Below are 23,010 nucleotides of genomic sequence, written 5' to 3'. Positions count from 1 at the left end.
TACGGAGATCGATTCATCAGGCCAACTTGGTGAAAATTAGGGCCTGCCTGACGGCAGGCCGTTACCGGCCCGCACACAAAAAATCTGACACTCCCAAAGGTGCATGCCTTGGGTTTTGCAGGGGTGCGCACATCGAGCGCCGCGCGGGCGGCGCTCGATCTCAAATCCAACAAAAATCTCCAGGCATGCACCCCGAATCCAACAAAAATCTCCAGGCATGCACCCCGAATCCAACAAAAATCTCCAGGCATGCACCGCGAACCCAACCACAATCCCCAGCCAGGCCCACCAAACCCAACAACAACCTCCCCCCAAACACCCCAACCTGTCACCGCTGTCAGCCAGCCGTCACGCTGCCGACCCGTTCAAAGCGCTATAAGCTAGCAATACCCACCTCCGTCCCCCTTTGGCCAAGGTCCCCGCCCCCATGCGACGCCCTTCCCGCTCCCTCCTCCTCGCCGGCCTCGCCCTGCTGCTCCTGGTCGCCCTCGGCACCTGGTACGGCAAGCGCCAGGAAGCCCCCGCCAGCCGCGCGCAAACCGCCATCCCGGTACGCGTGGTCAGCGTCGCCCAGCAGGACGTGCCGCGCTTCGCCAGCGCCATCGGCTCGGTGCTGTCGCTGCACAGCGTCGAAGTGCGCCCGCAGGTCGAAGGCGTGCTGACCCAGGTGCTGGTCAAGGAAGGCCAATGGGTCAAGCAAGGCGACCTGCTCGCCACCCTCGACGACCGCGCCATCCGCGCCCAGCTCGACCAGGCGCGCGCGCAGCTCGGCCAGAGCCAGGCGCAGATCCAGGTGGCCGGGGTCGACCTCAAGCGCTACCGCCTGCTCAGCAGCGACGACGGCGTGTCCAAGCAGACCCTCGACCAGCAGCAGGCGCTGGTCAACCAGCTGCAGGCCACGGTCAAGGGCAACCAGGCCGCCATCGCCAATGCCGAGGTGCAGCTGTCGTACACGCAGATCCGCTCGCCGGTGACCGGCCGCGTCGGCATCCGCAATGTCGACCCCGGCAACCTGGTGCGCAGCAGCGACACCCAGGGCCTGTTCAGCGTCACCCAGATCGACCCGATCGCCGTCGAGTTCGCCCTGCCGCAACAGATGCTGCCAACCCTGCAGACCCTGCTCAAGGCGCAGGCCCCGGCGCTGGTGCAGGCCTACATGGACGCCGACGGCGAGCGCAACCTGCTCGGCGAAGGCCACCTGGCGCTGATCGACAACCAGATCTCGGCCAACACCGGCACGGTGCGGGTCAAGGCCGAGTTCGACAACAAGGACGGCCGCCTGTGGCCCGGCCAGCTGGTGACCATCCGCCTGCGCACCGCCATCGAGGAAAACGCCCTGGTGGTGCCGCCGCCGGTGGTGCAGCGTGGCGTCGACGGGCACTTCGTGTACCGCGTGGACGGTGACAAGGCCACCAGCGTGCCAGTCAAGGTGCTGTACCAGGACAGCGCCCTGACCATCATCGCCGGGGTCAAGCCGGGTGAGCGCCTGGTGCTCGATGGCCAGTCGCGGCTCAAGCCGGGGGCGAAGGTCGAGGTCACTGCGGACGCACCGGCGCCCGCCGAAGTGGCCGAAGGTCGGAGCCAGCCATGAATACGCGCAACGGCGTGTCCGCCTGGTGCATCGACCACCCCATCGCCACCCTGCTGCTGACCTTCGCCCTGGTGCTGCTGGGGGCCATCGCCTTCCCGCGCCTGCCGGTGGCGCCGCTGCCGGAGGCCGACTTCCCGACCATCCAGGTCACCGCCGCGCTGCCCGGCGCCAGCCCGGAAACCATGGCCTCTTCGGTGGCCACGCCCCTGGAGGTGCAGTTCAGCGCCATCCCCGGCATGACCCAGATGACCAGCAGCAGCGCCCTGGGCTCGACCACGCTGATCCTGCAGTTCACCCTCGACAAGAACATCGACACCGCCGCCCAGGAAGTCCAGGCGGCGATCAACACCGCCACCGCGCGCCTGCCCCAGGACCTGCCCAACCCGCCGACCTGGCGCAAGGTCAACCCGGCCGACAGCCCGGTGCTGATCCTCACCGTCAGCTCCGCGCAGATGCCCGGCAACGACCTCAGCGACTACGCCGAAACCCTGCTGGCGCGCCAGCTCAGCCAGATCGACGGGGTCGGCCTGATCAACATCACCGGCCAGCTGCGCCCGGCCATCCGCGTGCAGGCCCAACCGGAAAAACTCGCCGCCATCGGCCTGACCCTGGCCGACGTGCGCCAGGCCATCCAGCAGACCAGCCTGAACCTGGCCAAGGGTGCGCTGTACGGCGAGCACAGCGTGTCGACCATTGCCGCCAACGACCAGCTGTTCCACCCCGAGGACTACGCCCAGCTGATCGTCTCGTACCGCAACGGCGCGCCGGTGCACCTCAAGGACGTGGCCAAGGTCATCAACGGCGCCGAGAACGCGTACGTCAAGGCCTGGTCCGGCGACCAGCCGGGGCTCAACCTGGTGGTGTTCCGCCAGCCCGGGGCCAATATCGTCGACACCGTCGACCGGGTGATGGACGCCCTGCCGCGCCTGCAGGAAATGCTCCCGGCCTCGGTCGAGGTGTCGGTGCTGCAGGACCGCACCCAGACCATTCGCGCCTCCCTGCACGAGGTGGAACTGACCCTGATGATCGCCGTGGCCCTGGTGATCGGGGTGATGGCGCTGTTCCTGCGCCAGTGGTCGGCGACGCTGGTGGTGTCCAGCGTGCTCGGCGTGTCGCTGATCGCCAGCTGCGCGCTGATGTACGTGCTCGGCTTCAGCCTCAACAACCTGACCCTGGTGGCCATCGTCATTTCCGTGGGCTTCGTGGTCGACGACGCCATCGTCGTGGTGGAGAACATCCACCGCCACCTGGAAGCCGGCGACGACAGCCGCACGGCAGCGCTCAAGGGCGCCGGCGAGATCGGCTTCACCGTGGTGTCGATCAGCTTCTCGCTGATCGCCGCGTTCATCCCGCTGCTGTTCATGGGCGGCGTGGTCGGCCGGCTGTTCAAGGAATTCGCCCTGACCGCCACCTCGACCATCCTGATTTCGGTGGTGGTATCGCTGACCCTGGCACCGACCCTCTGCGCGCTGTTCATGCGCAGGCCGGCGGGCGAGCAGCACGGCGGCTTCGGCGAGCGCCTGGTGCGCTGGTACGAGAAGGGCCTGGACCAGGCCCTCGCCCACCAGCGCCTGACCCTCGGCGTGTTCGGCCTGACCCTGGCCCTGGCGGTGGCCGGCTACGTCGGCATCCCCAAGGGCTTCTTCCCGTTGCAGGACACCGGCTTCATCCTCGGCACCACCGAGGCGGCGGCGGATGTGTCGTACCCGACCATGGTCGAGAAGCACCTGGCCCTGGCGAAGATCATCGGCGAAGACCCGGCCGTGCGCGCCTACTCCCATTCGGTGGGCGTCACCGGCAGCAACCAGACCATCGCCAACGGCCGTTTCTGGATTTCCCTCAAGCCACCGGGAGACCGCGATGTCAGCGCCAGCGAGCTGATCGACCGGCTGCGACCGAAACTGGCCCAGGTGCCGGGCATCGTCCTGTACATGCGCGCAGGGCAAGACATCAACCTGAGCTCCGGCCCGTCGCGCACCCAGTACCAGTACGTGCTCAAGAGCAACGACGGCGTGGCGCTGAACCTGTGGACCCAACGCTTGACCGAGCGCCTGAAGGAAAACCCGGCGTTCCGCGACCTGTCCAACGACCTGCAACTGGGCGCCAGCGTCACCCGCATCGACATCGACCGCCAGGCCGCGGCGCGCTTCGGCCTGACCACTACCGACGTCGACCAGGCGCTGTACGACGCCTTCGGCCAGCGGCAGATCAGCGAATTCCAGACCGAGACCAACCAGTACAAGGTCATCCTCGAACTGGACGCCCAGCAGCGCGGCAAGGCCGAGAGCCTGAACTTCTTCTACCTGCGCTCGCCGCTGAGCAACGAGATGGTGCCGCTGTCGGCCCTGGCCCATGTCGCGCCGCCGAGCACCGGGCCGCTGTCGATCAGCCACGACGGGCTGTTCCCGGCCGCCAACCTGTCGTTCAACCTGGCCCCCGGCGTGGCCCTGGGCGATGCGGTGCAGATCCTCGAACGCACGCAGCGTGAATTGGGCATGCCAGACTCGATCAGCGGCAACTTCCAGGGCGCGGCCCAGGCCTTCCAGAGTTCGCTGTCGAGCCAGCCGTGGCTGATCCTCGCCGCGCTGGTGGCGGTGTACATCATCCTCGGCGTGCTCTACGAGAGCTTCGTGCACCCGCTGACCATCATCTCCACCCTGCCAGCGGCCGGCCTGGGCGCGCTGATTCTGCTGTGGGGCATGGGCCAGGACTTCAGCATCATGGGCCTGATCGGCGTGGTGCTGCTGATCGGCATCGTCAAGAAGAACGGCATCCTGCTCATCGACTTTGCCCTCGAGGCCCAGCGCCACCAGGGCATGACGCCGGAGCAGGCAATCCACCAGGCGTGCCTGACGCGCTTCCGGCCGATCATCATGACCACCCTCGCCGCCCTGCTCGGCGCGGTGCCGCTGATGTTCGGCTTCGGCGCCGGCGCCGAACTGCGCCAGCCGCTGGGCATCGCGGTGGTCGGCGGGCTGCTGGTGAGCCAGGCACTGACGCTGTTCACCACCCCGGTCATATACTTGGCCCTGGAGCGCCTGTTCCACCGCCGCCAGGCTGCCCGTGCGGCGGCGCCCAGTGCCAGTTAGGACAAGACCATGCGTGTGCTGATCATCGAAGACGAAGAAAAAACCGCCGACTACCTGCACCGCGGCCTGACCGAGCAGGGCTTTACCGTGGACCTGGCGCGCGACGGCATCGACGGCCTGCACCTGGCGCTGGAGGGCGACTACGCGGTGATCGTGCTCGACGTCATGCTGCCGGGCCTGGACGGCTATGGTGTGCTGCGCGCGCTGCGGGCGCGCAAGCAGACCCCGGTGATCATGCTCACCGCCCGCGAGCGCGTCGAGGACCGCATCCATGGCCTGCGCGAAGGCGCCGACGACTACCTGGGCAAGCCGTTCTCGTTCCTCGAACTGGTCGCCCGCCTGCAGGCCCTGACCCGTCGCACCAGCAACCACGAGCCGCTGCAGGTGCAGGTCGGCGACCTGTGGATCGACCTGATGGCGCGCAAGGCCAGCCGCGCCGGGCAACGCCTGGACCTGACCGCCAAGGAGTTCTCGCTGCTCAGCGTGCTGGCCCGGCGCCAAGGGGAAATCCTCTCCAAGACCGCCATCGCCGAGCTGGTCTGGGACATCAACTTCGACAGCGACGCCAATGTCGTCGAGGTGGCCATCAAGCGCCTGCGGGCCAAGCTCGACGGGCCGTTCGACAACAAGTTGCTGCACACCATCCGAGGCATGGGCTATGTCCTGGAAAACCGTGCCGGTTAATTCCATCGCCCTGCGCCTGTCGGCGCTGTTCATCCTGGTGGCGCTGGGGGTGTTCGTGCTGATCGGCTCGGCGCTGTACCGCCAGGTCGACCGCAGCCTCGACCTGCTGCCCGAAGCCGAACTGGATGCACGCTACAGCGTGCTCGAATCCACCCTCAACCGCTTCGGCACACCCGAGCACTGGGCCAAGATCGTCAACAAGCTCAACCTGCTCGGCGAGGAAGACAAGCGCATCCGCTTCTGGGTGGTGGGCAGCGACCCGGCCTACGAATACGGCCACCCCAGCGAACTGATCCGCGCCTTCGGCGAGGGTCCGCCCGGCATGCGCGACCTGCGCCTGCCCGACCGGCCCTCGCCGTACAAGGTGCTGGTCAGCGAGCTGCCGGCGCTGGGCACGCGCCCGCCGCTGCGGTTTCTGATCGGCATCGACACCGAGACCTTCTGGCAGGCCCAGCACAGCCTGTTGACGGCCATCGTCGGCCTGGCCGTGCTCGGTGTGCTGCTGGCCTCGGTGCTCGGCTACTGGGTGGCGCGCATCGGCCTGCGCCCGTTGCTGGCACTCTCCAACGAGGCCCAGGCCCTGGCGCCGCCACGCCTTGACGGGCGTTTGCAGACGCAGAACCTGGCGCCGGAACTGGCGCAGTTCGCCGGCGCCTTCAACGCCGCGCTGGACCGGGTCAGCCAAGCCTATTCACGACTGGAAGCGTTCAACGCCGACGTCGCCCATGAACTGCGCTCGCCGCTGACCAACCTGATCGGCCAGACCCAGGTCGCCCTGACCCGCGGGCGCAGCGCCGAGCACTACTTCGAGGTGCTGCAATCGAACCTGGAAGAACTGGAGCGCCTGCGCAGCATCATCAACGACATGCTGTTCCTCGCCAGCGCCGACCAGGGCAGCAAGGCCACCGCACTGACCCAGGCCTCGCTGGCCGAAGAAGTGGCCACCACCCTCGACTACCTGGACTACATCCTCGAAGACGCCCAGGTCAGCGTCAGCGTCAGCGGCGATGCCCAGGCGCCAATCGAAAAGGCCCAGCTGCGCCGGGCGCTGATCAACCTGCTGAACAACGCCGTGCAGCACACCGCGCCGAACCAGGTGATCCACGTGCAGATCGAGGCCGGGGCGGAGCAGGTCAGCATCGCCGTGAGCAACCCCGGGCCGGCCATCGAGCAGGCGCACCTGCCGTTGCTGTTCGAGCGCTTCTACCGGGTGGATGCGGCGCGCAGCAACAGCGGCGGCGGCAACCATGGGTTGGGGTTGGCGATCGTCAAGGCGATTGCGCTGATGCACGGCGGCGACGTGTTCGTGCGCAGCGACACCGGCACAAACACCTTCGGCATCCGCTTGCCCACCTGAACCCCGCTGACGCGCCCCCTGTAGGAGCGGGTTCACCCGCGAACACCGGCGAAGCCGGTGCCAGGCACCGCGTTGTATTCTTCGCGGGTAAACCCGCTCCCACAGGGGATTGCGCATTCCCGCAGAATGGGTGAAAAAGCTCTAGCATGCGGCTTTCAGGCCAAAGTCCAATTGCTATTCCCGCGATCATTACCTTTAGCGCAACAGTGCTTATCGCCAAAGAGGCTGTTTCCGCGGCACTTGAAGGACTAACTTTAGCCCCGTCCTCATTCACACTTGCCCGCGCAAGAAGGTAGTTTCAACATGTCCAACAGTATGGGTATTGCCAGCGTTTTCGTTCTGTCGTCCCTGTTGTTGTCGCCCCTGGCCATGGCCGAAGAATCCTCGGCTTTCGTTGCCCGCAACGCAGAGTTTGCCGCTGTTCATCAAGAATCCCGCGAAGCCGTTGCACATCAGGCCGACGCTGGCAAAGACGCAGAACAGACTGCTTCGAAAGTTTCCAGCGACGCCAATGCCGATAGCTGATCGCGCGCCGCTACTGCTCCGTTTTTCCCTTGGCTACGCCATGGGCACCACCGGTGCCGATATGTTAGCCTTTTAAAGCCGCTGCCGATCAGCGGCTTTTTTTATGTGCTTTCAACTTTCAGCCCCGCTGTACGTTCACTTATAAAAAGACGCACATTCAAAAATAAAAACTGCCCCACCGTCAGACCAAAGGAGCTAGTACCGGTGCCTTCCGCGTTCCGTTTCACCCCGCTGTTCATTGCGTTGACTGCAACGATCCCGTTCGCCGCCCAGGCAGATGAAGACAAGGCTGATGGCTTCATCGAAGGTTCGTCCTTCAACCTGCATTTTCGTAACGCCTACTTCAACCGCGACAACCACAACGCTGGCGTGCGCGACACCCGCGAGTGGGGCCAGGGCGCGGTCGCGCGCTTCGAGTCGGGCTACACCCCAGGCACCGTCGGCTTCGGCCTCGACGCCCACGCCATGCTGGGCCTGAAGCTCGACGGCGGTGGCGGCCATGCCGGCACCAGCATCCTGCCGGAACATATCAAGGACAACGACGAGCTGGGGGCCGCGCCGCATTCGTTCTCCACCGCGGGCGCCGCAGTGAAGCTCAAGGCGTTCGACACCGAGCTGAAGGCCGGTGACCTGTTCCTCACCAACCCGGTGATCGCCGGCGGCGAGACCCGCATGCTGCCGCAGACCTTCCGCGGCGTGAGCCTGACCAACCACAGCATCGACGGCCTGCTGCTCGAAGGTGGCCAGGTCAGCTTCACCCACCCGTACAACCAGAGCGGCCACCGCCGCATCGACACCTACTACGGCAGCCTCGACGAGCACGACAAGAGCAAGCACCTGAACTGGGCCGGCGCGTCGTGGAGCGGCACCGAGAACGTCACCGCCAACCTGTATGCGGCCGAGCTCAAGGACATCTGGAACCAGTACTACGCCGACTTCGACTACACCTACGTGGTCAACGACCTGGTCAGCCTCAACCCGGGCCTGCACTTCTACCACACCCAGGACACCGGCCAGTCGCTGCTGGGCAAGATCGACAACAACACCTACAGCCTGCACTTCACCGTCAACGCCGGCTACCACAGCGTCACCGCCGCCTACCAGCGGGTCAACGGCAACACGCCGTTCGACTACATCAACCTGGGCGACAGCATCTACCTGGACAACTCGCGGATGTATTCGGACTTCAACGCCCCGAACGAGCGTTCGTGGAAGCTGCAGTACGGCTACGACTTCGCCGGCGTCGGCATCCCGGGCCTGAGCGGCACCCTGTCGTACTCGCGCGGCGAGGCGGACCTGACCAAGGCCACCCAGGACGTCAGCCACTACAACTACTACAACGCCGACGGCAAGAACGCCATGCACTGGGAGCGCGACCTGGACGTGAAGTACGTGTTCCAGCAAGGCGACCTCAAGGACCTGTCGGTGCTGGTACGCTACGCTACCCACCGCGGCAGCCAGGGCTATGCCGAGATCGACAGCAGCAGCGACAACGATGAACTGCGGGTGATCGTCGATTACCCACTGAACATCTTCTGATCCTGCCTCGAAAACGCTAGATCCAACCCTGTGGGAGCGGGTTCACCCGCGAACACCGGCAAAGCCGGTGCCAGGCACCGCGGAGGCTTCTTCGCGGGTAAACCCGCTCCCACAGTGCCCCAGGACAGATCTGAAATCGCAGCCCAGCACAATTCCGTCGGACAAATCTTGTCCGACAATCCGCGCTTCCCTAGAATATCGCCCGCCAAAATGGCCCTGCCTCAGCAGTAGCGCGCATGCCCACTCGATTTTCGCGTTTCGCACTTCTTCGGTCACATCCCGAGCTGGCCCTCAACCTGGGCAGTTGCCTCGCCGTGCTCGCCATCGTGGCCATCGTCAGCTACCTGCTGGGCCGCGAGCGCGACAATGTCGAGCTGTCGGCGGAACGTGCCTCGCACAACATCGTGCAACTGATCGAGAGCGACATCCTGCGCAACGTCGAACTCTACGACCAGTCGCTGCGCGGGCTGATCTGGGCGGTGAAGCACCCCGAGCTGCTGCAGGTCAGGCCGCGCCTGCGCCAGCAGATCCTGTTCAACCAGACCTTCGCCGCCCCGGTGCGCGGTGACATCCTCTGGCTCGATGCCAAGGGTGACGTGGTCGGCGACTCGATCAGCGTCAAACCCCGCCAGGCCAACTTCGCCGACACTCCGGCCTTCATCGCCCACCGCAGCAATGCCCAGCTGGGCCTGTTCATCAGCCCGCCGTTCAAGGCACGGCTGGGCGACCTGGACTGGTGCATCAGTTTCAGCCGGCGCATCTCCGGCGCCGACGGCAGCTTCGCCGGGCTGGCGGCCGGCGCCTTGCGGCTGTCCTACTTCAGCGAACTGTTCCAGCGCCTGGACATCGGCGAGGAAAGCAGCATCAACCTGCTCAATACCGACGGCCAGCTCCTGGCCCGGCAACCCACCCGCAGCCAGGACCCGTTGATCGGCACCCACTTCGGCGACCGGCCCAACTTCAAGCGCATCCTCGGCGAACACAGCGGCAGCTTCACCGCGCGCTCCAGCTTCTACGGCACCCAGCGCATGTACACATTCGCCAGGGTCGCCGACCTGCCGCTGATCGTGCTGGTGGTGCACTCGGCCGACGAGGTGTTCCAGTCGTGGCGGCGCACGGCGATCCTGGTCAGCGTCGCCACCGGCGTGCTGTGCATCGGCATCCTCTGGCTGACCCTGCTGCTGGGCCGTGAGCTGCGCCGCCGCCACGACGCCGAACAAGGCCTGGCGACCCTGGCCGCCACCGACAGCCTGACGGGCCTGGCCAATCGCCGCCGGCTCGACCAGGTGCTGCGTCAGGAATGGTCACGCGCCCAGCGCAACTGCAAGCCGCTGGCCGTGCTGATGGTGGATGTGGATCACTTCAAGGCGTTCAACCAGCGCCACGGGCATGCCGGTGGCGATCACGCCCTGCGCGAGGTGGCCAAGGCAGTCGAACAGAGCATTCGCCGGCCCGCCGACCTGGCGGCACGCTATGGCGGGGAGGAGTTCCAGGTGATCCTGCCGGAAACCGAGCAGGTCGGTGCGCAGCTGTTGGCCGAGCGCATACGCGCGCGCGTGGAGGGGTTGGCGCCGTTCGCCGAAGATGCCCACGCGGTGACCGTGAGCATCGGCATCGGCGTCTACATGCCCGGCACCCAGCACGATTTGACACGGGTCCTGGGCGCCGCGGATGAAGCGCTCTACCGGGCCAAGGCCAATGGCCGCAACCGGGTAGAGGGGCCGGTCGGTTAGGAACGGGCGCGGGCGGCGTTGCGCAGCGCCTTGACCTGGTCGTGGTTGCGCTGCACGCCTTGCAGCTGTTTTTCCACCAACGCATAGCTGGTGTCGCTGGCCATGCGGCCCAGCTTGACCAGTTTCTCGCGGGCTTCCTTGTAGGCTTTCAGCGCATGGTCCTCACCGCGCTCGACCTCGTTGAGCACCGCTTCCTCGTCCTTGCCGGTGACCATCGACTTGAGGTTGACCCAGCCACGGTGCAGGTCGCCACTGATACTGGTGGTGGTTTCCGGGTCGCCACCCAGGCGGCGCACTTCACTCTGCAGTTCGCCCGCCGCATTGGCGCATTCGCCGGCGCGCTGGACGAAGAATGCCTTGAGTTCAGGGTTCTTCACGTCATCGGCGGACGCCTTGAAACCCTTCTCGCCGTCCTTGCTGTACTCGATCAGGTCGTTGAGTACATCGATCACGTCTTTGTTGGGGTTGCTCATGGCTCAAACTCCTTGGCAGGTGGTAGTCACCTTTACCGGAGCAGGCTTCATGCCAGCCTTTGGATAAAAAATAAATCCTTATAAATCAAACACATAAAAACAAACCAGTCCGCGACGAAATCGGTGTTATGCATGATTGCCGCTTGGGTGCTCGTGCAGATTGCAGTATGGTCGGCGCACCTTCACTCACCAGGGCCGATCGATGAAACCGGAAATGCTGGAACTGCTGGTCACCCGTACCATGCCCTTTGGCAAGTACCAGGGACGGATCATCGCCGACCTGCCGGGGGATTATCTGGCCTGGTTTGCGCGCAAGGGCTTTCCGGCGGGGGAACTGGGCGGGTTGCTGGCGTTGATGCATGAGGTCGACCATAACGGGCTGGCCGATTTGCTGGTGCCGTTGCGGCAGAAGCATCGGCGCTAGCCTGTACCGGCCCCTTCGCGGGTAAACCCGCTCCCACAGGGATAGTGCATGCCCCAGTACCTGTGGGAGCGGGTTTACCCGCGAAAGGGCCAGAGGCGCAAACAGAAGGCTTCAGCCTTTTACGGGCGCCACCGCCAACTCCACCCGCTCGCTCTTCTTGATCACGGCATACACCACCGCCGTCACCAGGCTCCCCGCGACGATCGCCAGCAGGTACAACAGCGCGTGGTTGATCGCATTGGGGATCAGCAGTACGAACAGCCCGCCATGGGGCGCCATCAGCTTGCAGCCGAAGTACATCGACAACGCCCCGGTCAAGGCGCCGCCGGCAATGCTCGCCGGGATAACCCGCAGCGGGTCCTTGGCGGCAAACGGGATCGCCCCCTCGGAAATGAAGCACAGCCCCAGCGCCAGCGCCGCCTTGCCCGCCTCGCGCTCGCTCTGGGCGAACTTGCGCCGGGCGAGGAAGGTGGCGAGGCCCAGGCCGATCGGCGGCACCATGCCAGCCGCCATGGTCGCCGCCATCGGCGCATAGCTGGACGATGCCAGCAGCCCCACCGAGAAGGCATAGGCCGCCTTGTTGATCGGCCCGCCGAGGTCCACGCACATCATCCCGCCCAGCAGCAGCCCGAGCAGGATGGCGTTGGTGGTGCCCATGCTGTCGAGGAAATGCGTGAGGCCTTCGAGCATCGCCGCCACCGGCTGGCCGACCACGTAGATCATCACCAGGCCGGTGAACAGGCTGGCCAGCAGCGGGATGATCAGGATCGGCTTGAGCGCCTCCAGGCTGCTCGGCAGCTTCGCCCAGCGGGCGATGGCCTTGGCGCTGTAGCCGGCGAGAAAGCCCGCGACGATGCCGCCGATGAAACCGGCGCCGAGCGTGCTCGCCAGCAACCCGCCGATCATCCCCGGCGCCAGCCCTGGGCGGTCGGCGATGGACCAGGCGATGTAGCCGGCCAGCAGCGGCACCATCAGCTTGAACGCCGCCTCGCCACCGATCTGCATCAACGCTGCGGGCAAGGTGCCGGGCTCCTTGTAGGCCTCGATGCCGAAGACGAACGACAGGGCGATCAGCAAACCGCCGGCCACCACCATCGGCAGCATGAACGACACGCCAGTCAGCAGGTGCTTGTAGACACCGCTTTTCTCCGCCTTGGCCGTGGTGGCCGGCGCCGCATCAGCAGTACTTTCCAGCTTGGCCTCGGCCAGCGCCTTGTCCAGCGTTGCGCGGGCCTGCTTCAAGGCAATGCCGGTACCGCAGCGGTAGATACGCTTGCCGGCGAAACGTGCCGTGGGCACTTCGATGTCGGCGGCCAGCAGCACCACATCGGCCTCGGCGATGGCCTGGGCCGACAGCGGGTTGCGCGCGCCAACCGAACCCTGGGTCTCCACCGTGAGTGCGTAGCCCAACTGCTGCGCCGCCTGCTGCAAGGCTTCGGCGGCCATGAAGGTATGCGCGACGCCGGTCGGGCAGGCCGTGACCGCAACGATTCGAGCGGCGCTCACAGGCGCCACGGCAACCGGCTCGGCCGTTTGCGCCTGAGCCTTGGCAGCCGCTTCGTCGAGAAAACCTTCGCGGTCGGCCAGGGCCTGGGCCGGGGTGCTCTGATACAGGCGCTTGCCGGCGAAGCGGGCGAGGTCCACCGGGCCGGTGCTGACCACCAGCACCCAGTCGGCCTCGGCGATCTGCGCGGCGCTCAGTTGCCGCTCGGGGTGTTCGGCGTCCTGCACTTCGACGCAGGTCTTCCAGCCACGGCGCTGGGCCGCGGCCGACAGCAGGCGTGCGCTGAGCACGCTGGACACCTGGCCGTTGGGGCAGGCGGTGACAATGGCGATGTTCATCGGCAACCCTCTTGTCGTTCTGTCAGCTGCACGGCGGCTTCCAGCTGCGCCAGTTGCTCGCGGTCGTTGATGCCGAAGCCAACCTGGGTCACGGCCTGGGCGGCGATGGCAGTGGCGCGGCGCAGGGTCCGTGGCGGGTCTTGCTCGGTGAGCAGGCCGTGGACCATGCCGGCCACCAGCGAGTCGCCGGCACCCACGGTGCTGGCCACCCGCACCTGCGGCGGGCAGGCCTGCAACGCCCGGCCGGCGGCAAACCAGCAGACGCCCTGCTCGCCCGCCGACACCACCACATGCTCGACCCCATTGGCCAGCAGGCGTTCGGCGGCAGCCTGCTGCGCGGCAAGGTCATGCACCGGCAGGCCAAGCACCTCGCCCAGCTCTTCGGTATTCGGCTTGACCAGCCACGGTGCGCTTTGCAGCCCGGCACGCAGTGCCTCGCCGCTACTGTCGAGGGCGACCTTGAGGCCTTGTGCCTTCAGTTGCGCCAGCAGTTCGCGGAACCATTCGGCGCTGATGCCCCGTGGCAAACTGCCGGCCACCACCACCGCGTCATGCCCCGGTGCGATCTGCACCAGGCGGCGCAGCAGCTCGTCACGGGCCGGTGCCGCAACCTGCGGGCCCTGGCCGTTGATGTCGGTGACCCGGCCATCGGCTTCGACCACCTTGATATTGCTGCGGGTTTCCCCGGGCACGCGCACGAAGCAGTCGGCAAAGCCGCGCCGGGCGATCAGTGCTTCGAATGGCTGCAGGTTGTCCTGGCCGAGGAAGCCACCCACGGTCACGTGATGGCCAAGGTCGGCCAGCACCTGGGCCACGTTCAGGCCTTTGCCGGCCGCATGGCTTTGCTGGGCCTGGGCGCGGTTGACGTGCCCGGGGCGCAGCGCGTCGAGGCTGATGGTGACATCCAGCGCCGGGTTCAGGGTCAGGGTGAGGATCTTGGCCATTCAGTAACGCTCCACCAGCGCGCGTACCGCCGCGGCGCTGTCCTGTTGCAGGGCCTCGCGCGCCAGGGCGCGGGCGGTCTGGTGATCGGCCTGGCGGACCAGGGCTTTTACTTCGGCAATGCTGCGGGCGGCCACGCTCAGCTCGTCCACATCCAGGCCCAGCAGCACGGCCACCGCCTGCGGGTCGGCGGCCAGCTCGCCGCACACGCCCACCCACTTGCCGTGGGCATGGGCGGCGCGCACGGTCATGTCGACCAGGCTCAGCACCGCCGGGTGCAAACCATCGGCCTGGGCCGAGAGGCTCGGGTGGCCACGGTCGATGGCCAGGGTGTACTGGGTCAGGTCGTTGGTGCCGATGCTGAAGAAGTCCACTTCGCGGGCCAGTTGCGGCGCCAGCAAAGCCGCCGACGGCACCTCGACCATGATCCCGACCTGCAGGTCGGCGACCGGGATCTCCTCGCGCAGGCGCTCGACCATGGCCCGTGCTTCACGCCATTCGTGAACCTGCCCGACCATCGGGAACATGATGCGCAGCGGGCGTTGGTCGGCAGCGCGCAACAGGGCGCGCAGCTGGTCTTCCATGATCTGCGGGCGCTGCAGGGTCAGGCGCACTCCGCGCACGCCGAGGAAGGGGTTTTCCTCGGCGGCGATCGGCCAGTACGGCAGCGGCTTGTCGCCGCCGACGTCGAGGGTGCGCACCACCAGTGGTCGCCCGCCAAGGCCATCGAGCACGCGGCGGTACTCGGCTTCCTGGGTAGCCACGTCCGGGGCCTGCGGGTGGGCCATGAAAATCAGCTCGGTGCGCAGCAGGCCGACGCCCTCGGCGCCCTGCTCCACCACCCTGGCGATGCCGTTGCTGTCGCCGATGTTGGCGAACACTTCGATGGCGTGGCCGTCGCGGGTCACCGCCGGTTCGTGACGCTTGGCCCAGGCGGCTTGCAGGCGCTGCTCGCGAGCGTCGCGCTCGGCCAGGGCGCGTTGCAGCTCATCTGCCGGCGGCGCCACGCTGACCAGCCCGCGCTGGCCGTCGAGCAGCAACGGCGTGCCGGGTTCGAGCAGCAGCACGGCCGCGCCTGCGCCGACCACCGCCGGAATGCCCAGGGCACGGGCGACGATCGCGCTGTGCGCGGTGGCGCCGCCGTGGGCGGTGACGATACCGGCGACCCGCGCCGGGTCCAGACGGGCGACATCGGACGGACCGACCTCGCCCATCACCAATACATAGGGTTGTTCGGGCTCGACCACAGCCTGCACGCCACACAACTGCGCCAGCACCCGCCGGCCAATGTCGCGCAGGTCGGCGGCGCGCTCGGCGAGCAAGGCATCCTGCAGCGCTTCCTGCTGGCGCGCGGCAGCTTCGATCACCGCCATCCAGCCAGCGGCGGCGCTTTCGCCCTGGGCCAGGCGTACCTCTACATCGTCGCTCAAGGCCGGGTCGGCGAGCATTTCCTGGTGGGTGACGAAGATCTCGCCAATGGCCTTGTCGCTGCGCTGCACCAGCGCTTGCAGTTCGGCATGCACCGTTTCCAGCGCCCGGCGCAATTTCAGGCGCTCCGCCGCCGGCGACTCGCCGCGCAGCGGGTAATCGATATCGCGCTCGACGCAGACATGCGCCGGCCCACTGGCAATACCCGGGGATGCGCTCACCCCCTGGATATGGCTACCGGCAGCAGGCGCCTGCAAGACCTCGACCGCGGTCTCGGCCACCGCTGTGGAAGACGTCGGCAGTGGCTCGACCTCTTCACCCAGCCCCGCTTCGATTGCCGCCAGCAATACGGGCAGCGCATCGCCGGCAATGGACGGTTCGGCGATCAGTTCGAGCGCCTGGCCACGCCGTGCGCCGAGGCTGAGCAGCTTGCTCAGGCTCTTCACCGACACCGCTGGCTGCGCGCTGTCGAGCAGGCGAATGCGGATTTCACCGTCGAAGCCCTTGGCCAGCTGCGCCAGGATCTTCGCCGGGCGGGCATGCAGCCCATGGGGGTTGGCCAGCACGATGCGCGCGCTCGGCCAGTCGGCCGGCGCCTCGCCGCCGAGCACTTCGAGCACCGTGCGGCTGCTGGTGGCCTGGTACAGCGTCTGCCCGCGGCCTTCGATCAACACTTCGCACAAGCGTTCGAGCAAGGCCTGGTGCGCGGCACCGAGGCTGGCCAGGCAGAACAGGCCGTTGAGCGGCTGGTCGCGGTAGCGCAGCGGCTGCTGCGGGGTGATGAAGGCCAGGCCCGGCTGGCGCACCTGACGCTCGCTGTGCAGCCACCACAGGCCCTCGCCCAGGGGCAGCGGCTCGGCCTGCTGCAGCACGGCGGCGAAGGCGTTGTCGACGCAACCGGCGCGCTGCAACAGGCGCGCACCGCGCCAGGCCAGTTCGTCGAAATCTTCGGCCGGCAGGTTCAGGCCGACCAGTTGCGCGTCCAGCGCCAGTTCCTGAGGGGCGCCCTGCAACAGCTTGAGCAGCGCTTCGGCAGAGCTGGCCCGGCGCAACGCCTCGGCCAGGTCGGTCTCGCCCAGGGCACGGGTAAGCAATTGCAGCAAGCGCAGGTGTTCATCGGAACGCGCCGCGATGCCGATGGCCAGGTACACCGTCTGCCCGTCGCCCCAGTCCACTCCATCGGGGAACTGCAACAGGCGCACGCCGGTGGCGAACACCAGGTCGCGGGTCTGCGGGGTGCCGTGGGGGATGGCGATGCCCTGGCCGAGGAAGGTCGAGCCTTGTGCCTCGCGTGCCTGCAACCCTTGCAGGTAACCGTCGGCCACCAGGCCGTCGGCGACCAGCTGGTCCGCCAGCAGGCGCAGTGCCTCGGCCTTGTTGGCGGCCTTCTGGCCCATGGCTATCTGCTCATTGGCGAGCTCGAGCATGACCTTTCTCCTTTTGCAGCCCCAGGCTTGGTTTTGATGCCGGGTACTGAGGTATTGTTGTGATATTCACGCAATCAGCCAGTTCGACCGCCTTGCACGGGCGGCGGCCGAGGCAGAAAAATTAATAGCTGAAACGTTTAATCTGACCAAGCGGCCACGTTACTCGATAATCTTCCGGGGAAAAAGCCCCATCCTGTCGGACAATTGCGACAATGGTCGCCTGCGCGTGGCGGCCAACCCGGGTCAAACTACCCGGTCCTGGTCCCGTAGCCAGTCCCGGCAATAACAAGGAAAATTCGGTGAAACTCAGCGATATCGCCCGTCTGGCCGGTGTGTCCGTGACCACTGCCAGTTACGTCATCAATGGCAAGGCCGAGCAGCAACGCATCAGCAACAGCACTGTCGAGCGGGTGCGTGCGGTGGTCGAGGCCCACGGCTTCACCCCCAACCCACAGGCCGCCGGCCTGCGCAGCCGCCATACCCGTACCCTGGGCTTCATTCTCCCGGATCTGGAGAACCCCAGCTACGCCCGCATCGCCAAGCAGCTGGAACAAGGTGCCCGCGCCCGTGGCTACCAGCTGCTGATCGCCAGCAGCGACGACCGGCCCGACAGCGAGCGCCAGCTGCAGCAGCTGTTCCGCGCCCGCCGCTGCGATGCGCTGTTCGTCGCCAGCTGCCTGCCGCCCGAGGACGACAGTTACCGCGACCTGCAGGACAAAGGCCTGCCGGTGATCGCCATCGACCGGCGCCTGGACCCGGCGCACTTCTGCTCGGTGATCAGCGACGACCGTGATGCCAGCCGCCAGCTCGCCGACAGCCTGCTGGCCACCGCGCCGCGCAGCATCGCCTTGATCGGCGCACGCCCTGAGCTTTCCGTCAGCCAGGCCCGCGCCGGTGGTTTCGACGAGGCCATGCAGGGCTTCGAGGGCGTGGTCCGCCGTTACCAGGGCGAAGCGTTCAGCCGTGAATGCGGCCAGCGCCTGATGCAACAACTGATCGACGAACAGGGTGGCCTGCCGGATGCCCTGGTGACCACTTCATACGTGCTGCTGCAAGGGGTGTTCGACACCCTGCAGGCGCGACCCGCCGATTCGCGCCAGCTGCAACTGGGCACCTTCGGCGACAACCAGTTGCTCGACTTCCTGCCGCTGCCGGTCAACGCCATGGCCCAGCAGCACGGGCTGATCGCCGCCACCGCGCTGGATCTGGCCCTGGCCGCGATCGAAGAGAAGCGTTACGAACCTGGGGTGCACGCCGTCGGCCGGACCTTCAAGCAACGCATTGCGGCCGCCTGACCATGCGCCTGATCGACACCCACACCCACCTCGACTTCCCCGACTTCGACGCCGACCGCCCGCGCCTGCTGGCCAATGCGGCGGCACGCGGGGTGGAGCGGATGGTGGTGCTGGGGGTGTACCAGGCGAACTTCCAGCGAGTCTGGGACCTGGCCTGCGCCGAAGACAGCGTGCATGCGGCGCTGGGGCTGCACCCGGTCTACCTGGAGCAGCATCGTCCCGAGCACCTGGTGCAGTTGCGCGAATGGCTGGAGCGCCTGCGCGGAGACTCGCGGCTGTGCGCGGTCGGTGAATTCGGCCTGGACTTCTACCTGGAGGAACTGGACAAGGAACGCCAGCAGGCCCTGTTCGAGGCACAGTTGCAGATGGCCTGCGATTTCGCATTGCCCGCCCTCCTGCACGTGCGCCGCAGCCATGCCCAGGTGATTGCCACGCTCAAGCGCTACAAGCTGCCCAGGGGTGGGGTTATCCATGCCTTTGCCGGGAGCTATGAGGAGGCGCGCGAGTACATCAAGCTGGGCTTCAGGCTGGGCCTGGGTGGCGCGGCGACCTGGCCGCAGGCGTTGCGCTTGCGCAAGACCATTGCGCGCCTGCCGCTGGAGAGCATCGTGCTGGAGACCGACTCGCCGGACATGGCACCGGCGATGTTTGCCGGGCAGCGCAACAGCCCGGAGCACTTGCCGGAGATTGCGCAGGCGTTGGCTGAGCTGATCGGCATCGACGCTGATGAGCTGGCTGAAGCCAGCAGCCGCAATGCCTGCGAGCTTTTTGGCTGGTAGCGCCGGCCCTTTCGCGGGTGAACCCGCTCCCACAGGGGTTTCACAAGGTTTGCATCCCGTGCAATAACCTGTGGGAGCGGGCTTGCCCGCGAAAGGGCCGGCCCGCTCCCACAGTGATTTCACAAGATTTGCCTGCAGTGCATTACCTGTGGGAGCGGGTTTACCCGCGAAGAGGCCGGTACAGGTAGACCTCACACCCTGAACGCCCCGATCAACCGCTTCAATTCCACCACCTGCGCCGACAACGCCCGGCTGGCATCCTCGGTCTGGCACGCCCCCTGGGTAGTGTCCTGGGCCGCACGGTTGATCGCCACGATGTTGCGGTCGATGTCATGGGCCACCGCCGTCTGCTGCTCCACTGCCGCAGCGATCTGCTGGTTCTGCTCGACGATCCCGCCCACCGCACCGAGGATATTGCCCAGCGCCAACTGCACCTGACGCGCCTCGTCGACCGTGCCCGCGGCCATCTGGTGGCTGCTGCCCATCGCCCGTACCGCCGCCGCCACGCCCTCCTGAAGGCGCTGGATCATCTGCGCGATCTGCGCCGTGGAGTCCTGGGTGCGCCGGGCCAGGGTGCGTACCTCGTCGGCGACCACGGCAAAGCCGCGCCCCTGCTCCCCGGCCCGGGCCGCCTCGATGGCTGCGTTCAGCGCAAGCAGGTTGGTCTGCTCGGCAATGCTGCGGATCACCTCCAGCACCTGGCCGATGGCCTGGCTGTCGTCGGCCAGTTGGTTGATCGCCAGCACCGTCTGGTCGATCTCGGCCGCCAGCCGGCCAATGCTGCCCTGCTGGCTTTGCACCAGCGAGCGGCCACTGGCGCCTTCGCGGTTGACCTGCTGCGCGCCATCGGCGGCCAACGCCGCGCTGCGCGCCACTTCCTGGGCAGTGGCGCTCATCTGGTTCATCGCCGTGGCCACCTGCTCGATCTGCTCGCGCTGGCCGCTGACCGCCTGGTTGCTCCGCGCCGACACCGCCAGCACCTGCCCGGCCTGGGCCTCGACCGCCACCACGGTGTGCCCGACCTGCTCGATCAGGCCACGGATGCGCCGCACGGTTTCGCTGAAGCCCTGGCCCAGTTCGCCCAGTTCGTCACGGCTGTGGGCCTGGAAGCTGACCGTCATGTCGCCGCCGGCGACCTGGTGCATGGCACCGCCGAGCCGGCGCAGGGTCGCCCGGGTCGAGACGTAGAAACCGCCGTAGAGGTAGAGGATCAGCACGAATACACCCGCCAGCACCGCACCGAGGGCGATCATGCGCAGTCGTTGCTCGGCCAGCCGGGTTTCGAGCAGGCCCTGCAGGTGCCCAAGCACGGCATCGTTGAGCCGGTAGGTCTGCCCCATCAGATCGCTGACCTGTTGATAGAAGGCAGGCCACGGGGCATCGAGGGTTTCCGCTACCACCACCTGCTCCTCGAACAGGGTGGCCGCCTGTTTCACCGTCGCCCGGCTGGCGTCGGCCACAGCCGCCAAGCCAACCTTGGCGCCAGGGTCACTGGCCAGGGCATCGTCCAATCGCAGCGCGTAGTCCGCCGCCAGGCGCTCGAGGCGTTGCAGCAGGTCTTCGAAACGGGCGCTGCCGGTGGAGTCGATGAAACCACGGCCAAGCGCCACCGCGCCCATCGCTCGGCCCTCCCCCAGCGCCTGGGTGACTTGCGCCGTGCTGACACCCAGCAGCTCGCTCAACTGGCGCACCGAGGCCTGGCTGTCCTGGCTCAAGCCGGCCTGGCTCACCACCTGCTTGCCGAGCATCTGGGCCTGGGCCAGCAGCTTGTCGAACAGCGCGGCCTTGTTCTGCAACGACGACTCGGCGCGGGCGCTGGCAAAGGCGCTGGCCAGTTCGTCAAGCTTGGCCTGGGGTACCGACGCATGGCCGTTGAGTGACTGCAGTTGCGTCTGCGCCTTGTCCTGCAACGCGGCAATTCGCGACTCCAGGTCCCCGGCCTGGCCCGACTGGCCGAGCACGGCATTGATCTGCACCAGGTTGCCGAGGGCTTCGAGGTCGGCGCGCAGGGCCAGGCTGTCGGCCAGGGGTGCGATGCCCTGGAGCTCGGCGCGGGTGGCATGGAACTGCTGGTAGGCGTCGCGCACCAGGTAGAAGCTGGTGGCCAGCATGGGCAGGAAGAACAGGACACTGACAAGGCTGAACTTCTGACCGAAGCTCAGCCGGTTCATCAGTGCGATGGCCGGGTAGAGCAGACGCTTCACGGGCACCTCCATGGATTCTTGTTGTTCTGCGGGGTAGCACTAGGCCACCTGTATAGCGCAGATCGAATCGGAGGTTTGTAACTTAAGGTTAACCAGTAATGCTCGATGCACCTGCTGGTGGTGAACCCTGTGGGAGCGGGTTCACCCGCGAACACGGGCGAAGCCCGTGCCATCCACGGCGTTGTCTGCTTCGCGGGTAAACCCGCTCCTACAGGTATCGCGCCAGCTTTCGGGAATGTTTCAGACCAGCACCGTCCACAGGGCAAACCCGGCGTACCACAACACCGCGCAGCGCAGCAGCAGCTCCCACAGGCTGTCCAGCCGCCCCAGCCCGCGCTGGGCGTCTTCTTCCTCGGGGATGTCGTCGGCGATCCGGCCGACCCGCGCCACCAAATGGGCCGCGCTGATGTGCCAGTTGAGCAGCTCGTGCAGCATCACCCGGGTCACCGCCACGAAGTTGCCGACCAGCGCGAAACTCAGTGCCAGCACCCGCACCGGCAACCAGTCCATGATGTGCCGCAGCTGCTCGGCCCGCGCCTTGAGCGCGGGCTGCTTGCCATGCTCGGCGGTCAGCGCCAGCAGGCGGTAGGCCAGGGCTGCGCCGGGGCCGAGCACGAAGTACCAGAAGATCACTGCAAAGAAGCTCTGGTACACCTGCCAGAGCAGGTAGCCCTGCACCCTCACCAGCAGGCCATGGGGCTCTTCGGCCACCAGCCCCAGGTCGCGCTCGGCCACGTGCAGCGCAGCCTGGTCATCACCGCGCCGCCAGGCATCGCGGAACGGCCCGAGGGCGCCCTTGGCATCACCGCGGCCAAGGCTGTAGATCAACACCAGCAGGTGCACCGGCAGGGCCAGCAGGCCGTAGGCCACTGGCCCCAGCACATGCAACAGCAGCACCAGCAGCGCCACCGGCGCGAGAATCAGGATCGCCAGCGTCCACCACGGCTGGACCTTGCCACTGCGCTCCAGGCGCACCAGCTCACCGAGAAAGAAGCCATCGCGTTGCACTCGGTGGCGCAGGGCCGAGAACTTCTCGACCCACAGCGCCAAGATCAGCACCAGAAAACTCATGCCTTGCCCTCGTTGTCCTTCACGGCGTTGCGGTAACGCGGCCAGTCGAATGCCGGGCCGGGGTCGGTCTTGCGCACCGGCGCGATGTCGCTGTGGCCCTGGATGCGTGCCAGGTCGATGGCCGGCCAGGCGGCACGGATATGCCGGGTCAGGCACTCCAGCTGCTGATACTGGGCATCGGTGTAAGGCAGGTCGTCGGTGCCTTCCAGCTCGATGCCGATGGAAAAGTCGTTGCAGCCTTCACGCCCGTCGAAGCTCGACACACCGGCATGCCAGGCGCGGTCGAGCAAGGACACGAACTGGGTCACCGCGCCGTCGCGCTCGACGAACAGGTGCGCCGACACGGTCAGGTGGCTGATGCTCTGGAAATACGGGTGTTCGTCCGGGTCCAGGCGGTTCTGGAAGAACTGCTGGACCTTGCCGCTGCCGAAGCAGGCCGGCGGCAGGCTGATGTTGTGGATCACCAGCAGGGAGATCGCCTCGCCGTCGGGGCGGGCATTGAAGTTCGGCGAGGGGCAGTGGCTGATGCCGGTTCCGTGGAACCAGCCAGTGGCACGGTCCAATTGCATGGGGCAGATCCTGAAAAGCGCCGGTACAGGTCCGCAGT

17 protein-coding genes and 1 pseudogene are annotated in these 23,010 nt (G+C 66.8%); 10 read left to right on the top strand and 8 right to left on the bottom strand.

Going from position 1 to position 23,010, the window contains the following annotated elements; all coding sequences use genetic code 11:
- Window positions 1–427: 427 nt before the first annotated feature.
- The 7 genes from ACIP21_RS24225 (at window position 428) to ACIP21_RS24195 (ending at window position 10,518) form a co-directional block, all read left to right on the top strand.
- On the top strand, window positions 428–1,591 hold the full coding sequence (locus tag ACIP21_RS24225) for an efflux RND transporter periplasmic adaptor subunit (RefSeq protein ID WP_400693079.1): 1,164 nt from the start codon (window positions 428–430) through the stop codon (window positions 1,589–1,591).
- On the top strand, window positions 1,588–4,680 hold the full coding sequence (locus ACIP21_RS24220; protein WP_400693078.1) for a multidrug efflux RND transporter permease subunit: 3,093 nt from the start codon (window positions 1,588–1,590) through the stop codon (window positions 4,678–4,680). The genes ACIP21_RS24225 and ACIP21_RS24220 overlap by 4 nt, the downstream gene beginning before the upstream one ends.
- A gap of 9 nt (window positions 4,681–4,689) precedes the next feature.
- Window positions 4,690–5,364 carry a heavy metal response regulator transcription factor gene (locus tag ACIP21_RS24215; RefSeq protein ID WP_400693075.1) on the top strand — a complete coding sequence of 225 codons (675 nt, stop codon included), beginning with the start codon at window positions 4,690–4,692 and terminating at the stop codon, window positions 5,362–5,364.
- The gene (locus ACIP21_RS24210; RefSeq protein ID WP_400693073.1) at window positions 5,339–6,721 is read left to right on the top strand and encodes a heavy metal sensor histidine kinase; all 1,383 of its coding nucleotides are present in this window, start codon (window positions 5,339–5,341) and stop codon (window positions 6,719–6,721) included. Before ACIP21_RS24215 ends, ACIP21_RS24210 begins: the two co-directional genes overlap by 26 nt.
- 303 nt (window positions 6,722–7,024) lie before the next feature.
- The gene (locus tag ACIP21_RS24205) at window positions 7,025–7,246 is read left to right on the top strand and encodes a hypothetical protein (protein ID WP_400693070.1); all 222 of its coding nucleotides are present in this window, start codon (window positions 7,025–7,027) and stop codon (window positions 7,244–7,246) included.
- A 204-nt stretch (window positions 7,247–7,450) separates the two neighbouring features.
- Window positions 7,451–8,785 (top strand): OprD family porin, encoded by a 1,335-nt coding sequence (locus ACIP21_RS24200; RefSeq protein WP_400693067.1) that lies wholly within the window; start codon window positions 7,451–7,453, stop codon window positions 8,783–8,785.
- 236 nt (window positions 8,786–9,021) lie between these two features.
- Window positions 9,022–10,518 carry a diguanylate cyclase domain-containing protein gene (locus ACIP21_RS24195; protein ID WP_400693065.1) on the top strand — a complete coding sequence of 499 codons (1,497 nt, stop codon included), beginning with the start codon at window positions 9,022–9,024 and terminating at the stop codon, window positions 10,516–10,518.
- On the opposite strand, the gene ACIP21_RS24190 is transcribed toward ACIP21_RS24195, so the two are convergent.
- On the bottom strand, window positions 10,515–10,991 hold the full coding sequence (locus tag ACIP21_RS24190) for a PA2169 family four-helix-bundle protein (protein ID WP_400693063.1): 477 nt from the start codon (window positions 10,989–10,991) through the stop codon (window positions 10,515–10,517). The two genes, ACIP21_RS24195 and ACIP21_RS24190, sit on opposite strands and share 4 nt — an antisense overlap.
- A gap of 202 nt (window positions 10,992–11,193) precedes the next feature.
- Between ACIP21_RS24190 and ACIP21_RS24185 the strand changes: the two genes are divergently transcribed.
- Window positions 11,194–11,415 carry a DUF3820 family protein gene (locus ACIP21_RS24185; RefSeq protein WP_060512540.1) on the top strand — a complete coding sequence of 74 codons (222 nt, stop codon included), beginning with the start codon at window positions 11,194–11,196 and terminating at the stop codon, window positions 11,413–11,415.
- 111 nt (window positions 11,416–11,526) lie between these two features.
- Here the strand turns inward: ACIP21_RS24185 and ACIP21_RS24180 are convergent, their stop codons facing one another.
- From ACIP21_RS24180 to ptsP, 3 genes are read right to left on the bottom strand one after another with little or no spacing between them, the layout of a single operon-like run.
- Complete coding sequence (locus tag ACIP21_RS24180; protein WP_400693060.1) at window positions 11,527–13,257, bottom strand: PTS fructose-like transporter subunit IIB; 1,731 nt, start codon at window positions 13,255–13,257, stop codon at window positions 11,527–11,529.
- A complete protein-coding gene (gene pfkB, locus ACIP21_RS24175; protein ID WP_400693058.1) occupies window positions 13,254–14,201 on the bottom strand; it encodes a 1-phosphofructokinase in 948 nt (315 codons plus the stop codon). Before pfkB ends, ACIP21_RS24180 begins: the two co-directional genes overlap by 4 nt.
- Entirely contained in the window at window positions 14,202–17,054 is a 2,853-nt protein-coding gene (ptsP, locus tag ACIP21_RS24170) for a phosphoenolpyruvate--protein phosphotransferase (RefSeq protein ID WP_400693056.1), read from the bottom strand. It abuts the gene before it with no gap.
- 299 nt (window positions 17,055–17,353) lie between these two features.
- Here ptsP and cra point away from each other — a divergent pair, with 299 nt between their 5' ends.
- Both cra and ACIP21_RS24160 read left to right on the top strand, forming a co-directional pair.
- The gene (cra, locus tag ACIP21_RS24165; protein WP_400693053.1) at window positions 17,354–18,349 is read left to right on the top strand and encodes a catabolite repressor/activator; all 996 of its coding nucleotides are present in this window, start codon (window positions 17,354–17,356) and stop codon (window positions 18,347–18,349) included.
- A 2-nt stretch (window positions 18,350–18,351) separates the two neighbouring features.
- Window positions 18,352–19,128: a TatD family hydrolase gene (locus ACIP21_RS24160; RefSeq protein ID WP_400693051.1), complete on the top strand. Its 777-nt coding sequence runs from the start codon at window positions 18,352–18,354 to the stop codon at window positions 19,126–19,128.
- A 191-nt stretch (window positions 19,129–19,319) separates the two neighbouring features.
- On the opposite strand, the gene ACIP21_RS24155 is transcribed toward ACIP21_RS24160, so the two are convergent.
- The 4 genes and pseudogenes from ACIP21_RS24155 to ampD form a co-directional block, all read right to left on the bottom strand.
- Window positions 19,320–20,024: a methyl-accepting chemotaxis protein gene (locus ACIP21_RS24155; protein WP_400693087.1), complete on the bottom strand. Its 705-nt coding sequence runs from the start codon at window positions 20,022–20,024 to the stop codon at window positions 19,320–19,322.
- A 153-nt stretch (window positions 20,025–20,177) separates the two neighbouring features.
- A pseudogene (locus tag ACIP21_RS24150) lies at window positions 20,178–20,381 on the bottom strand (HAMP domain-containing protein); the annotation flags it as partial.
- Window positions 20,382–21,572: 1,191 nt separating this feature from the next.
- A complete protein-coding gene (ampE, locus tag ACIP21_RS24145) occupies window positions 21,573–22,403 on the bottom strand; it encodes a regulatory signaling modulator protein AmpE (RefSeq protein WP_400693049.1) in 831 nt (276 codons plus the stop codon).
- Entirely contained in the window at window positions 22,400–22,972 is a 573-nt protein-coding gene (gene ampD / locus ACIP21_RS24140) for a 1,6-anhydro-N-acetylmuramyl-L-alanine amidase AmpD (RefSeq protein ID WP_400693047.1), read from the bottom strand. The genes ampE and ampD overlap by 4 nt, the downstream gene beginning before the upstream one ends.
- Between the last annotated feature and the right edge of the window lie 38 nt (window positions 22,973–23,010).

This window comes from Pseudomonas sp. NPDC089401 (assembly GCF_044749485.1).
GTDB lineage: Bacteria > Pseudomonadota > Gammaproteobacteria > Pseudomonadales > Pseudomonadaceae > Aquipseudomonas.
Note: the sequence above shows the minus strand (reverse complement) of the source record. Positions and strands in the feature narration are given on the sequence as shown.